This window comes from Parabacteroides distasonis (genome assembly GCF_004793765.1).
Taxonomy (GTDB): Bacteria; Bacteroidota; Bacteroidia; order Bacteroidales; family Tannerellaceae; genus Parabacteroides; species Parabacteroides distasonis_A.
In genome coordinates this window covers 60,447-75,983 of sequence record NZ_SRYM01000012.1, presented here as the reverse complement: position 1 = coordinate 75,983, position 15,537 = coordinate 60,447, and the positions used below count along the sequence as shown (strand labels likewise).

General features: G+C 43.0%; 9 protein-coding genes and 1 pseudogene. 7 read left to right on the top strand and 3 right to left on the bottom strand.

The window, feature by feature from the left end; all coding sequences use genetic code 11:
• Positions 1-17: 17 nt before the first annotated feature.
• Complete coding sequence (locus E5342_RS06245; protein WP_135959055.1) at positions 18-3,446, bottom strand: SusC/RagA family TonB-linked outer membrane protein; 3,429 nt, start codon at positions 3,444-3,446, stop codon at positions 18-20.
• Positions 3,447-4,017: 571 nt separating this feature from the next.
• Between E5342_RS06245 and E5342_RS06240 the strand changes: the two genes are divergently transcribed.
• From E5342_RS06240 to E5342_RS06230, 3 genes and pseudogenes are all read left to right on the top strand, one after another.
• A complete protein-coding gene (locus E5342_RS06240; RefSeq protein ID WP_135959054.1) occupies positions 4,018-7,188 on the top strand; it encodes a SusC/RagA family TonB-linked outer membrane protein in 3,171 nt (1,056 codons plus the stop codon).
• A 20-nt stretch (positions 7,189-7,208) separates the two neighbouring features.
• Positions 7,209-9,140: a SusD/RagB family nutrient-binding outer membrane lipoprotein gene (locus E5342_RS06235; RefSeq protein ID WP_121735002.1), complete on the top strand. Its 1,932-nt coding sequence runs from the start codon at positions 7,209-7,211 to the stop codon at positions 9,138-9,140.
• Between the two features lie 248 nt (positions 9,141-9,388).
• Positions 9,389-9,616: pseudogene (locus tag E5342_RS06230) on the top strand (hypothetical protein); the annotation flags it as partial.
• 187 nt (positions 9,617-9,803) lie between these two features.
• Here E5342_RS06230 and fabD read toward each other — a convergent pair.
• Positions 9,804-10,685, bottom strand: a complete 882-nt coding sequence (gene fabD, locus E5342_RS06225) for an ACP S-malonyltransferase (RefSeq protein WP_135959052.1) — start codon at positions 10,683-10,685, stop codon at positions 9,804-9,806.
• A gap of 139 nt (positions 10,686-10,824) precedes the next feature.
• Here fabD and E5342_RS06220 point away from each other — a divergent pair, with 139 nt between their 5' ends.
• From E5342_RS06220 to E5342_RS06210, 3 genes are all read left to right on the top strand, one after another.
• A complete protein-coding gene (locus E5342_RS06220; protein WP_005858259.1) occupies positions 10,825-11,019 on the top strand; it encodes a Sec-independent protein translocase subunit TatA/TatB in 195 nt (64 codons plus the stop codon).
• A 6-nt stretch (positions 11,020-11,025) separates the two neighbouring features.
• Entirely contained in the window at positions 11,026-11,853 is an 828-nt protein-coding gene (gene tatC, locus E5342_RS06215) for a twin-arginine translocase subunit TatC (RefSeq protein WP_121734999.1), read from the top strand.
• Between the two features lie 99 nt (positions 11,854-11,952).
• Entirely contained in the window at positions 11,953-14,205 is a 2,253-nt protein-coding gene (locus tag E5342_RS06210; protein WP_121734998.1) for a GH92 family glycosyl hydrolase, read from the top strand.
• Between the two features lie 59 nt (positions 14,206-14,264).
• Here the strand turns inward: E5342_RS06210 and E5342_RS19975 are convergent, their stop codons facing one another.
• Complete coding sequence (locus tag E5342_RS19975) at positions 14,265-14,399, bottom strand: hypothetical protein (protein ID WP_259463402.1); 135 nt, start codon at positions 14,397-14,399, stop codon at positions 14,265-14,267.
• A gap of 133 nt (positions 14,400-14,532) precedes the next feature.
• Here E5342_RS19975 and E5342_RS06205 point away from each other — a divergent pair, with 133 nt between their 5' ends.
• On the top strand, positions 14,533-15,531 hold the full coding sequence (locus E5342_RS06205) for an isoaspartyl peptidase/L-asparaginase family protein (RefSeq protein ID WP_121734997.1): 999 nt from the start codon (positions 14,533-14,535) through the stop codon (positions 15,529-15,531).
• Positions 15,532-15,537 lie beyond the last annotated feature (6 nt).

Here is a 15,537-nt window from a genome sequence, read left to right as displayed (position 1 = left end):
TGCGTTAATGAATGAATTTAGAAACCTACGTTTACCGTGAATGTAAAGCTAGAGGTTACACCCGTCAACGAACGGATACGGAACTCTGCCGCTGCTGTACCAGATACGGATTCCGGGTTGATGTTGTTAGGCAGCGAGTTCAATAAATAACCCAAGTTGTGTCCGTTCAACGTCAACACGCAATGCTTAGCCTTGAACTTTTCGCAAGCGGTATTTGGCAATCGATAACTTAACGAGATATCGCGTAATGCGATATAGTTCAAGTCTTTCACCCAAGAGTCGTTTACTACACCATAATTACGTCCAGCCATAGTCCAAGCGTTGTTCCGATACGTCCAAGCCGAAGCGTGGGTAGGCTCGATCACACCTTGGTTGATCAATTCTTGATAAGATTGTCCGGCTGTAGACACGCCACCGGAACCCACGGTATAGATCGAACCGTCAGGTTGCGTGATTTGGGTACCTGAAGGAATGATACCTTCTGGGATAATACCATCGTTGTAAGTCTTGCCGTCATATTTGGATGTCCAGCTAATGCCTCCATGTCCTGGTGTACCTTTCAAGGATTCTTCCATGTAGCCATAAGCTGTTCCATAACGGGAGTTATAGGATGCGACCTTACCGCCGAAGCGCATATCCAATGCGATGCTCAAGCTCCAGTTCTTATATTTCAATCCAGTTGATACGGATCCTAAGAAATCCGGAATCATGGAACCGATCTCTACGATCTCTGCTTCATTACGCAAATAATGAGAGCGACGCGTTCCATCTGTCCATACCAACATAGGCAAGCCGGATGATTCATCGAATTTATAATAACTATCAGTCATCAAGGTTCCATATGCAGAACCTACCTTGGCGACAGAACCGACACGGTAGTTTCCGTATGCGATATCACCGGCCAATACGATATAGTCCGCTACATTCTCATGTAATTCTACGATTTTGTTCATGTTCTTTGTCCACGTGAAGTCCAAAGTCCATTCCCAATCTTTGTTTTGGAACGGGATAGTGTTCAATGCCAACTCCACTCCTTTGTTTTGGATGTTACCCGCATTGACCATTTGCTTCTTGATACCTGATACGGAAGGCACCGAGATTTCCATGATCTGGTTCTTCGTGTTCTCTTTATAATAAGTAGCATCCAAACCGATCCGGTTGTTTAGGAAACGCCAGTCCAAACCAATTTCCCATGCGTTCTTACGCTCAGGCTTTAAGTTCTGGTCATACATGGTTTCGGGCAATGACATTCCATAATAGTTCGTCCCGCCCAATGTAGACGTATTAATATTGTAAGCCGAGTTGATGATATAAGGGCTTGTGTCATTACCTACTTGAGCCCATGATCCGCGAACTTTGGCGAAAGAGATCCACTCCGGTAACTGGTCGCGATACGTACTTGTGATCAACCACGATCCGTTTACTGACGGATAGAAGTAAGAGTACGTTCCATGCCCATCGGCGTAAACCAATGCGGAAGACCAGTCGTTACGTCCGGTAACGTCCAAGAAGAACTGGTCTTTCCAACTGACGCCAGCTTGGAATGCTACCGATAACATCTTTTTACGATCTTGTATCTTCGCTTTATAGGCCGGTGTCTGCTTTGAGTTTTCGATGAAATATTGGTTAGGAGCGATCAATCCTCCGTTCGTATTCATTGACTGGGCTTGCTGGAAGTTCTCATAATATTCACCGCGTATGAAACCATTCACTGTGAAATCGCCAAATGTCTTGTTGAACATGAAGTTGGCATTCAAGTTACTTTGTTCCTTGGTGGTTTGGCTAAGTCCGTAATATCCGCCTTCGTTAGCATAGCCGGAACCCGGTTTTTTCTCTTCGTAACGTGTGTAGTAATAATTATAGCTACCCTCTACATTAAACTTCAACCAATCCAATAGGTCGATGTTTAATTTTACGTTCGGGCGAACGGATGTTTCTTTCTGCCGGAATTCGTTCTCGTAAACATTCCACCAAGTATCTTTTCCTGGCATATTACCCCATTCATCACCATACTTGGAATTGGCAAGACCGCCATGCGAGCCTTTGTATTTGTCCTTTGCGGTTGACGGATCGTATAAACGTCCCCATACGCCGTTGGCGAAGTTCTCACCTAAGTTGATTGGAGAATTCTTCGGAGTAGAGTTGGCGAATGCCATGCTAGCCTCCAATTTCACTTTGGGATGGATCATATGCGTAGCTTTGCCCAAGAAAGAGAGACGGTCGAAACTGTTGTTAGGAGTCGTACCATCCACGTGCTTATATGACAAGGAGGTATAGAATGTCGTTTTCTCGTTTCCACCGCTGATCGCAACATTGGTATTTGAGCTGAAACCTTTTTGGTACGCTTTTCGGAAGTTGTTCTTTACTGGTGAATAGGCTCGTGTCGAACCGTCGTAGTATTGTACGTCGCGTCCGTCAAAAGCGGGTCCCCAAGACATTCCTTGGTCATTCATCAATGAAAATTGACCCTCTGCGTTGGTCGGGTACTGGCCAAAGTTGTCATAGATGTAATAGTTGCCATTCGCATCTTTATCGCCATAGCTTACGTTACCTGCGATGATACCGTTTCCGAATTCGTTTTGAAAGCTTGGTGTTTGTGTAATTGCATCCATACCAAATGATTGAGAAACGTTGATACCCAATCCTTGTCCGCTTTTACCGCTTTTGGTCGTGATCACGATGGCACCGTTCAAACCTCGAGAACCATACAAGGCTGTAGCGGCAGCACCTTTCAATACGGATACTGATTCGAAGTCGTCAGGGTTCAAGTTTTTTAATTCATTACCGTAGTCATTTGGGTTGGAGTCCCAGTCCGGGTTACCTTCCTTGATGGAGTTGTCTAAGATAACTCCGTCAATTACATAGATTGGCTGGTTGTTTTTTCCCAAGGTAGAAGCTCCACGAATCTGTACCTTGGAAGAACCGAACATTCCACCATCCGAGCCTGAAATCTCCACACCGGCCACCTTACCTTGCAGGGCTGCTACCGGATTGATCAGGTTGGTGTTCAATTCATCGCCTTTCATCTCTTTCATTGCGTAACCCAAGGATTTCTCCGAGCGTTTCATACCTAATGCGGTAACAACTACCTCATCCAGTTTTTGTGTGTCTTCCGCAAGTTTGATACTGAGTGCTTGTCCTTTGTAGACAATCTCTTGAGTAGAATATCCGATGAAGGATATTTGGATCACGTCTCCGTCTTTGACTCCATCCAATGAGAAATTACCGTTCATGTCGGTAATTGTTCCATTGGTCGTACCTTTGATTACTACAGACGCTCCGGCTACAGGGCCGAAATCATCCTCTACAGTTCCCGCTACTTTTCCGCTTTGTTGGGAAATGCTTACGTCTAGCTTCTCCGGTATCAGGTTGGCGTATGCACTTGTCGGCAATGCCATAGCTCCTGCTACGAGAATCAGACTAACTGGTTTAAAGTTTTTCAACATAACAGATGGTTTTATAGTAATAAATATAGACAATGTCTTGGCGAAACAGAGTCTGTTGTTCAGCGTTTAAAAGTTTCAAGAGTTCAGTTGCTAATGTATATCAGTTTTTAATCGTGTTTTTACCATAGTACAGAAAGAACTCCTGTATGCGATCTTTATAAATTTAGTCACATTAACGACAAATAAAGAGACAACATGCGTGTCGACAAGTCCTTTATTGTTAAATATTAGGTATTTCCTTAGTTTTATATTCTAAAACATATAGTAGTCAATCATTTTTTTTCAAAAAAATAACATTCGTAATAAATATTTCAATACCTTTGCCACGGTGAATAGAAAAAGAGCAGGAGTTCTTTCTGAACTATCCAATGTTGCTGGCAGATGGGATATAAACCTAGGAGTTCTTTCTGTACTTTTTCAAAATTCTACTTATACGTTGAGATAAATATGATTACGGACTAGTACAAAATGAACGTCAGTACATATTATAAATGTAAAAGCTAATAAACAAAAAGGACAAATGTTTCGCCAAGACATTGTCTAAGTATTTATTAATAAAAAACCATCAGTTATGTTGAAAAACTTCAAACCTGTTAGCTTAATTCTGTGTATGGGTGCGTTGTTCCTTTCTGGAGGTGTATACGCAAATATCGTACCAGTAGAGCAAGGTACCTCAATTTCTCAGCAGGCGGGGAAAGTCATAGGTACAGTAGAAGATGATTTCGGTCCAGTGGCCGGAGCGTCCGTAGTAGTGAAAGGCACGACCAATGGAACTATTACCGACATGAACGGTAATTTTACATTGGAAGGAGTAAAAAATGGGGATGTGATCCAGGTCTCGTTTATCGGTTACTCCACGATAGAGGTAACGTACTCCGGTCAGTCTCTTGGCGTTATCAAACTAGCCGAGGATACCCAGAAATTGGATGAGGTAGTGGTAACAGCCTTAGGTATCAAGCGTGAAAAGAAAGCGTTAGGATATGCTACGCAAGAATTGAAAGGAGACGAACTTGTAAACGCACGAGAAAGTAATATTGCGAATGCATTATCTGGTAAAGTATCGGGTTTGCAGGTTGTACGTTCTAGTAGTGGTCCTGGTGGTTCTTCAAAAATAGTATTACGTGGTAATAACTCATTAACTGGATCTAATCAACCGTTGATTGTTGTTGATGGTATTCCTATGGATAACTTTACGGGAGGAGTTGATGACGCTTGGGGAAATAGTGGTGTGGATATGGGTAATGGTTTATCGGATATCAACCCGGAAGATATCGAATCCATGAACGTGTTGAAAGGAGCTTCTGCCGCTGCGTTATATGGTTCTCGTGCTGGTAATGGCGTAATTTTGATTACAACGAAATCGGGTAAAAAACAAAGTGGATTAGGTATCACTGTAAATGCTGGAGTTACTGTGGAGAGCATGTTCTTGAAACCGGAATTACAAAATATATATGGTCAAGGTACAAATGGTATATATAATGTGAAAGATCGTTCAAGTTGGGGGCCTATAGCCGATGGTTCCGTAACGATTGATCGCTGGGATGGGCAGAAAGTCCAGATGTATACTTATGATAATATAGATGCTTATTTTCAGAAGGGAACTTCATTCAATGAAGGTGTATCTTTTCAGCAGAGCTATGATGGAACGGCGGTATTTGCCTCAATTAATCGTTCTGATGATAAGGGCATCGTTCCGGGTGCATCATTAAATAAAACTTCTCTTACTTTGCGTGGAACAAGCGAATTCGGCCCGGATAAAAGATGGAAGTTAGACGCGAAAGCTAACTATTTAAATAATAACGCAAAGAATCGTCCAATCCAAGGTATTAACCAATCGAATGCCTTTAGTACGATCTATAATTTGCCACGTTCGCTTGATATTAGGGACTTGGAGAATTGTTTGGACGAAAATGGAAATATGATTTGGTGGGATACCGAGAGCACTCCCCAAGAAAATCCGTATTGGATTAAAGATTATAGAACGAATCAAGACTCTCGTAATCGTTTGTTGGGTACAATTTCTCTTTCATATAAGATTACGGATTGGTGGAACCTTGAGTTAAAAGGGGGTACGGACTATTATACGACTACGACTACCAATAAGGTATATTCTGGAGGTAACGTAAATCCCAAAGGACGTTATTCAGAGAAGTCGGAGACTTTTTATGAAAATAACTATAGTTTCTTAAGTACCTTTAAGAAAGATAATCTTTTTAGCAAGTTTGGTGGTTTTGTGACCGTGGGTGGTAACTTGATGATGCAACGCCGTAAAAAATTAGAAGCTGGTACGGGTGATTTGTTAATCCCGAATCTGTTCTCAATGTCTAATGCCGCTGACAAAAATAATATGACGCATACATCTGAAGATGTGCAGCGTAAGATGAATTCCATTTATGGATCATTGCAAATGAACTGGGATGGTTGGTTGTTTTTGGATATTACGGCTCGTAATGACTGGTCTTCCACAATGAGTAAGGAGAATCAATCCTATTTTTATCCTTCGGTTAGTTTGTCCGGCGTTATTTCAGATATGGTGGAAAAGGTTGGCGGTACAATGCCGGAATGGATGAGTTTTGCTAAGATTCGTGCCTCTTATGCGGAAGTAGGTAATGACCTTGATCCCTATCAATTATATACGGTGTTCAAGGTTGATAAAGATCCGAATGGTAACCCAACCGCCGCTTTGGGAACGACTTTATATGACTCTACGGTTCGTTCAGAGTTGATTAAGTCTTGGGAAGCCGGTATTGATTTGAAATTTTTTAACAATCGTTTGGGTATTGATGCGGCTTGGTATAAATCAAATGCTACTCGTCAATTACTTGACTTAGCGATGGACCCATTCTCTGGTTATTCCAAACGTAAGATCAATGCAGGCAATATTCAAAATTCAGGTGTGGAGTTAATGCTTTATGGTACTATTTTACAGAATCCTAAAGGTTTTAATTGGGAAACGACATTAAATGCTTCCTTCAATAAGAATAAAATCATAGATTTGTATGATGGGGTAAATGAATATGGTATCAAAACTTTCGATGATTTGAAGATCGTGGCTCGTACGGGTAGTTACTATGGTGATATTTATGGTAAGAAATTCCAACGTGTTGAAAGCGGGGAGCATGCCGGTAAGATTATTGTAGATGCACAAGGTTTACCTTTGGTTACTTCAGACGATCATTATCTAGGTAATCAGCAGCCTGATTGTATGTTAGGATGGACTAACTCGTTCTCTTATAAAAATATTTCTTTGAGTTTTTTGATTGATGCTCGTATTGGTGGTAATATTTATTCAGCGACTACGGCCAATTTATATAAAGCAGGTAATGCCGCAGGTACTGTCATAAATGGTACTCGCTCGGAATTTGTAGTTCCGAATTCTGTTGTTTCTGATGGAAACGGAGGCTATACGACAAATACGAATGCGGTTACACCTGAGTTGTATTGGGGGCGTGCCGCAGGTGGCAATATCGGTGTAGGTGAGGCATTCTTGTATGATGCGACTAATATTCGTCTGCGTAATATTACCGTTGGTTATGATCTCGAGAAAAAATGGTTAGAGAAAACTCCATTGCAGAAAGTACGTGTATCATTCGTTGCGAATAACGTCTGGATGATTGTAAATCATTTGGAAGGTATTGATCCGGAATCTATTTCGGCAACAAATACCAATGCTACAGGTTTTGAGAATGGATCAGCTCCGACTTCTCGCTCTTTCACATTTAATGTAACAGTTGGTTTCTAACAAGAAAGATGATTTTAAGTATGAAAACATTAAAAAGAACAATAATAGGAGTAGCTTCATTAGCCGTTTTATTTACTGCGTGTAACGACTTTGAAGAAATAAATAAAGACCCGAATGCCGTAGATGAAAGTGCGATCAAAGTATCTTATCTACTAAATAAATCAGTTATGGGGGCGCAGCAGAACCCGCATATAGCAGAACGTATATTTGTGTATCAATGGAAAAGTGCTGCTCGCTTTGAACGTCGTAGTGGTTTAGCTACAGGTGCGAATTATAATGATTATAATACGGACTACTTTGGTGTTGATTATGGAGTGGGATGGCTGAACAATGTTAATATGGCCGTGAAAATTGGTACGGAACGTGCAGCCAATCCAGAGTATCCTTATGAGAATAATCTGTTGCAAATGTCACGTATTTGGCGGGCTTATGTTATATCGGAGTTAGCTGATAACTTTGGTCCTGTACCTCCGGAAAATGCTTTTGATGGTATCGTGGAATATAAGAGTGTAGGAGATATTTATGATTTTATTATCTCTGAATTGAAAGATGCCGCTGGCAAGATAGATGTAAATGTGGATATGAGTACTATTGCATCAGAGAAAACGGATGCTTTTTATGATGGTGATGTTTCTAAATGGATAAAGTTTGCGAATTCATTACGTTTACGCTACGCTATGCGTTTATCTGCTGTGGATCAGGCTAAAGCAAAGGCTGCTTTCGAAGATGCCGCTTCGACAAATAATTTTATTACTACGCAAGATGAAATTGCTCAGGTGCAAGAGAAAGGCGGTTGGACGGATCTTGATGGTGTGATGTCTCGTCCTTGGAATGCCCAACCCATTTCGGTTACTATTAATAATATGATGATTGGTTTGGGAGGTATTGACTTTCAAGTTCCTGAGGCGATAAAGGCGGAGGTCTCATTGAAAGACGCTCGGACTTATCTTGGCCTTCGTTTGGAAAAGCACTTGCCTGTTTCTACGAATGATCCGGCCGCAGGTTATTTCTTTGATGCTCTTCCTTCAAAGATTGATCCTCGTGCTACTAAGTTGTTCCATATTCCAGGGTATGATGATGGTACTGTTTATTTCTCTAATATTGGTTTGGCGGATAAGGCTCGTTTGGCGGATCCTGCTACTGGAAATGTAGAAGAAAACGGCAAAGCATATTTGGAATTGAACGTGAAATATACTTGGAATACTTGGGTTGCAGGAAAATGGGATAAATACTCTGCGTTAACCAGTGAATTGACAGGTGCGAGTAAAACTTATCCTTCTTTATCCAAAATATATCGGGAAAGTACAAACAAGCGTGTTTGGTTTGGCCCGTGGGAAACCGAGTTCTTATTGGCAGAAGCCGCTTTGTATGGTTGGAATGTACAAGGTAGTGCTAAATCTCATTATGAGGCAGGTATAGCAGCCAGTTTTGAGTATCATGGTGTATCTGAGTTTTTAAATGATTATTTAAATTCTACGGAATATAATCGTGTTGGTACTTCTGTCGCTTTTGATCATACAGCGGAAGCAAAGTCTTATATGGCTGAATATGTAGATGGTTATACTGGTGAGAAAAAGACTGTTACTTATACTTATCCTAAGAACTCTATTTATAAGAATGGTACGGTCAATAATGATAAGCTAACAAAGATAATTTCACAGAAATACTTGGCACAAGTTCCTTGGTTACCTTTAGAGGCATGGTCTGATCATCGTCGTTTAGGTTTGCCTTTCTTTGAAAATCAGGCAGTTGAAATAGATTATAATGTTTCTAGTAATGAGTTGCCTCTTACTCGTGCTAACTGTAGAGAATGTAAGTGGGAATTCTATCAAGAACGTCTACGCTATCCAGCGAATATGGAAATCAATAGTAAGGATAGTTATATGAAAGCTGTTGAGCTATTGGGTGGAGCTGATTTAATTTCTACTCCGCTATGGTGGGCTAAACATTGATTTATATGAAAGCCCAAGGTGAGGGATAATGCTTCCACCTTGGGTTATTTCTGTGTATTAGTTTTGAATGAGGTTTTAACTTCTCCTGTAGATTTCTCGTCTTTTAGTTACGTTATATTGTAATTGATAGTGAAGAGATGAAGTGTGTAGTTGTTTAACTAATACCACTTTGTGCCGACCGTTATTATAAGCATCTAACAATGCCCATCGTAAACCCCTGCCGACTGCGGTCGAAAGGAGCTTATGATGGGCAGGAGCATAATTTCTCTTACAAAGGCTTTAACTTGAGCTTCTTGATTGACTTCCGTACCGGTGGTAGCATCTATTCGGAGACAGCCTCCAACCTGTATACCCGGGGTAACAATCTTTGGATGATCTATTATAACTTGCCGGGTATCGATCCCGAGTCTGTTGCTGCCACGAATACCAACGCTACCGGATTCGAGAATGGAGCCGCACCGACCAGCCTCCTGTAATGACTTTCAGGAGATCAATGAGAACCCGAATCTTGTGGGAGAGGATAATGATTATAGTACGATTTACTTGAGTAATGATTACGCCGTGGGAATCATTATTGTCTATAAAAAAGTCCGGAAAGGACAAGGGAAATACTCCTCCATCCTTTTCGGACTTTTATACCTAAATATTATATGGAAGGGTAAATTATTGCATACCTTCTGTAGTCATTTCCTTATTGATCTTTTTGACCAATCCCTGAAGAACGGCACCCGGACCTAGCTCGATGAAATGAGTGGCGCCATCGGCGATCATGTTCTGTACGCTTTGAGTCCAACGTACCGGTGCGGTCAACTGTGCGATCATGTTGGCCTTGATTGTCTCCGGGCAAGTCTCAGCCTTCGTGCTTACATTCTGGTAAACCGGACAAGTCGGTTTGTGGATAGTCGTTGCCTCGATAGCAGCAGCCAACTCCGTACGAGCCGGTTCCATCAATGGTGAGTGGAACGCTCCACCTACTTTTAACTTCAAAGCACGCTTAGCACCTGCGGCCAATAACTTCTCGCAAGCCTGATCGATACCGGGGATAGAACCGGAGATTACCAATTGGCCCGGGCAATTATAGTTAGCGCAAACCACTACCTCGTCCTTGATGCTTGCGCAGATTTCCTCAACCGTCGCATCCGGCAAGGCTAATACTGCGGCCATTGTTGAGGGAGTCGCCTCGCAAGCCTTTTGCATAGCCATGGCACGTTTGGAAACTAATACCAAGCCATCCTCGAAAGACAAGGCTCCGGCAGCGACCAAGGCAGAGAATTCTCCTAATGAGTGACCGGCGGTCATGTCCGGTTGGAATTGATCACCTAATGTTTTCGCAAGAATGACAGAGTGTAAGAAGATCGCAGGTTGAGTAACCTTGGTTTGTCTCAGATCCTTGTCTGTTCCGGCAAACATTAAATCCGTGATACGGAAACCAAGGATCTCATTAGCCTTCTCAAACATCTCTTTAGCAAGAGGATTATTATCGTAGAGGTCTTTGCCCATACCTACGAACTGTGCCCCCTGACCGGGAAATACGTACGCTTTCATCTTTCTAATTTTTTTCTAATTTCAGTTTTTTAAGACGGTGCAAAGGTAATAAATTTGGAATAATGAGGCTACTATTCATTACAAATTGTATCTTTGCCCCCATAGAAACGAGAATATTAATGACTAATATTATAATATCATGAATGAATTACTATTTTTAGGAAATTTAGGTACAGGCGAGATCGTGATCATCGCCATTGTTGTGTTGTTGCTTTTCGGTGGTAAGAAAATTCCTGAGCTGATGAAAGGTATCGGTAAGGGTGTGAAGAATTTCAAGGACGGTGTAAAAGGATTGGAAGACGATATCAAATTAGACGATACGGAAAAGAAGTAGAGGAAGATGCAACAAGAAGAAATGTCATTCTGGGATCACCTAGAAGAACTTCGTTGGACTTTATTTCGCTCTATTTTAGCGCTCTTTGTTTTTGCTATAGCCGGGTTCTCGGTAATGCCGTGGCTGTTCGATAATGTCGTGATGGCTCCGTGTAGCTCCGATTTCATCGTCTATCGGGAAATGTGTAAGATTAGTTCTCATTTTTCTTTTCTCCCGGACTTTTGTAATGATACGTTCCATGTGAATATTGTCAATATCAAACTGGCTTCCCAGTTCTTCACCCATATGACAAGTTCTTTTTGGTTGGCGTTATTATTGACCTTCCCCTATTTGATGTGGGAGATCTGGAAGTTCGTAAGTCCGGCTCTCTATGAGAATGAGAAGAAAAATGTACGTTGGGTATTCCTGTTCGGAACCATTATGTTCTTTATCGGATGCTCGGTTGGCTATTTCTTGGTGTTCCCGATGACACTACGTTTCTTGGCGACTTACGAGTTGAGTGCTGCCATTACGGAACAGGTATCCCTTGATTCTTATATGGATAACTTCTTAATGCTGATATTCGTGATGGGAATCGTATTTGAGATGCCATTGGTATCTTGGCTATTATCTCAGATAGGGTTGCTAAACCGCTCGTTCTTCCATAAATACAGACGGCATGCTGTTGTCGGTCTGTTAGTTGGTGCAGCGTTCATCACTCCAAGTAGTGATCCGTTTACGTTAAGTATCGTATTCTTACCGCTCTACGGTTTGTATGAGTTGAGTGCGTTCTTCGTGAAGAAAGCCCCAAAGGAAGAAGACGAGGAGAATGAGGGAGGTAAAAATGAGGAATAAATCCCGAAAGTTATAAACGTAATAGAAAAAAGACGTAACTCTGTTTAAGGGCTACGTCTTTTTTGTCATAAACAGTTTCTCTTTCGAAATAATTTATGTATGTTTGCTCAAACTCAAAACGAATTGCATAACATGAAGCACATGTCTATATTGGCGGTCTCTTTGCTGGCACTCGTGGCCTGCACGCCTGAAAAGAAACAGGAGGTGGATTATTCACAGTATGTGAATCCCATGATCGGTACGGATTTTACTGGCAATACTTACCCGGGAGCCCAAGTCCCTTTTGGTATGGTACAATTGAGTCCGGACAACGGCTTGCCGGGTTGGGATCGCATCTCGGGGTATTTTTACCCGGATACGACAATCGCCGGCTTTAGCCATACGCATCTTTCCGGTACGGGAGCCGGCGATTTATACGATATCTCTTTTATGCCCGTGACCCGTCCTTATAAAGAGGCCCCGGCGCCGTTAGGAATCTATTCCACGTTCTCGCATAATGACGAGGTGGCTTCCGCAGGATATTACCGGGTATTGCTGAAGGATTATAACATTAACGTGGAACTTACGGCTACCGAGCGTTGCGGTATCCAGCGGTATACCTTCCCGGAGGCCGAGGCTTCGGTATTCTTGAACTTGAAGAAGGCGATGAATTGGGACTTTACCTTGGATTCCAAGATCGAGGTGGTAGACTCTACGACGATCCGTGGATACCGCCTATCCCAAGGCTGGTCTCCCTTGCAGCATGTTTATTTCGAGACCCGTTTTTCTAAGCCTTTCGTGGCTTGTCATATGGATACGACTTCTATCGTGACCAAGGAAAAAGGTTGGATCGGTACGGCCTATGTGGCCCGTTTCGATTTCAATACGAAGAAGGATGAGGAAATCCTTGTCACGACCGGAATCTCTGGTGTCAGCATGGAGGGAGCGGGAAAGAATTTGCGTGCGGAAGTCCCGAAGGATGATTTCGATTACTATCAAGCGCAGGCTAGCGCGAATTGGAACCGACAGCTTTCCAAGATTGAGGTGAAGAGCCGGAATACGGACGATATGGTGAAATTCTATACGGCCTTGTATCATTCCATGATCGCCCCGACGATCTATAGCGACGTGGATGGTTCTTATTACGGCCCAGATCAGCAAATCCATAAAGCGGACGGATGGACGAATTACTCTACTTTCTCTTTATGGGATACCTACCGTGCCTCCCATCCGTTGTTTACGTATACGGAGCCGGAACGGGCGAATGATATGATCAAGGGTTTCTTGAAGTTCTATGAGCAGAACGGGGCTTTGCCTTTATGGAACCTTTATGGCTGGGAAACGAATATGATGATCGGTTATCATGCGGTGCCCGTTATCGTAGACGCTTATCTGAAAGGTATCGGTGATTTCAATGCCGAGAAAGCGCTGGAGGCTTGTATAGCGACAGCCAACCGGGATGACTATCGGGGTATCGGCGATTATAAGAAGTTGGGCTACGTACCGGCTTATAGCGATCCGAAAAAATGGGAGAACTGGTCTTTATCGAAGACCTTGGAGTATGCCTACGATGATTATTGCATCGCTAAGATGGCCGAGAAGATGGGTAAGAAAGAGATCGCCGACGAATTCTTTAAACGTTCACAGAATTATCATAATGTGTACAATCCGGCTACTTCCTTTATGCAGCCTCGTGATGAGAAAGGAAACTTTGCCGCTAATTTCAGCCCCGATGATTATACGGAAGATATTTGCGAGAGCAATGGTTGGCAATATTTCTGGTCCGTGCCGCAAGATCTGGACGGTTTGATCGGATTGGTAGGAAGTAAGGAACGTTTCGCCGAGAAATTGGATAGTATGTTTACCTATGTCCCCAAATCGGATGAGGAATTGCCTATCTTTAGTACAGGCATGATTGGTCAATATGCGCATGGAAATGAGCCGAGCCATCATGTGATCTACTTATATAATAAGGTCGGCCAGCCTTGGAAGACCCAGAAATACGTGGCTCAGGTATTACATGACTTGTATCTGAATGCCCCGGACGGTATTTGTGGTAATGAGGACTGTGGGCAGATGTCCGCATGGTTTGTGTTTAGCTCCATGGGATTCTACCCGGTTGATCCGATCAGTGGCCAATATGAGATCGGCTTCCCGTTGTTCCCGGAAGTGAAGATGCATGTAGGTAATGGCAAGACCTTTACGGTTTTGGCTCCCGAGGTCTCTGCGGAGAATATTTATATCCAATCCGTGAAGCTGAACGGACAACCTTATGATAAGAGTTATATCACCCACGAGCAAATCATGAGCGGGGCGACATTGGAGTTCGTCATGGGCAGCCAGCCGGGACCGGTATGGTATACGAACGAATGAAACAGCTCTCTATGATATAATGAAGAGAAGTGCCGTGGTCATATCGCCACGGCACTTTTTTAATCCGGCTCATGCAAATCTTTCCCATAAGCCTTGACAATATCCTTTGCGATGTACCAGAGTACGAACACGACCATTATGCTTCCGATCAATATCTTTCCCACTCTTATGATAGAATCGATGTATTCTTCCATAATGTTATTATTTAAGAGATTACCGTTCGAGGTAAATGTACGGATAAAAATCGGGAAATAAGCCTATGCCTCTAAGATAATTCAGATATTTGTTCTATTTTTGAACATTGTATAAATGACTAAATATAATAGCATGTTAAAACAAATGATAGCCTTGACGGCTTTGATGGTGTCATCCATTGCTTTTGCGCAAGATCGGGAGTATGTAATCGTGGTACATGGTGGTGCGGGGGCGATGGCCGGATTGGAGGAAGATCCGGTTAAGTCGGCTCAATATTACGCCGCATTGGACTCCGCTTTAATGATTGGAGATAAAGTTTTGTCGGCGGGAGGCGAGGGACCGGAGGCGGTTATGGCCGTCATTAATTACTTCGAGGGAAATCCGTTGTTTAACGCCGGAATTGGTGCTACCTGTACGGCGGAGGGGACTTTCGAGTTGGACGCTTCCATCATGGAAGGCAAGGATTTAAGCGCAGGCGCTGTAGCTGGCCTAAAACACGTGAAGCATCCGATCAATGCCGCCTATGCCGTAAAGACAAAATCTCCGCATGTCATGCTGAGCGGAGCCGGTGCTGAGGAGTTCGCCAAGGAACAAGGCTTGGAAATGGTAGAAGACAATATGTATTTCGCTACGCCCAAGACGATGGAGTGGATCGAGAAGTTAAAGCAAGAAAGTAAGAAGAACGGTACGGTAGGCTGTGTCGTTCTGGATAAACAAGGAAACTTAACGGCCGGGACCAGTACCGGCGGTATGTTCAAGAAACGTTGGGGGCGTATCGGTGATTCGCCCGTGGTCGGGGCGGGAACGTATGCGGATAATAACAGTTGCGCTGTCTCCTGTACGGGGCATGGAGAGTATTTTATCCGTCATGCGGTAGCGTTCGATGTGTGTGCCCGCTATAAATACCTTAAGGAAAGCGTAGAGAAAGCGGCGGATTATATCATCCATACGGAATTGAATACGAACGCCGGCAACGGCGGCTTGATCGCCGTGGATAAACTAGGAAATATCGCCATGCCTTATAACAGTGGTGGTATGTTCCGCGGATTCTTGTATAAGGAGAAGGGGAGCCCGGACATTAAGAAGGGTTACGGTATCGGAAAGAAGATCGTTGTGGTAGGGGAAAAGTAGTTTTTT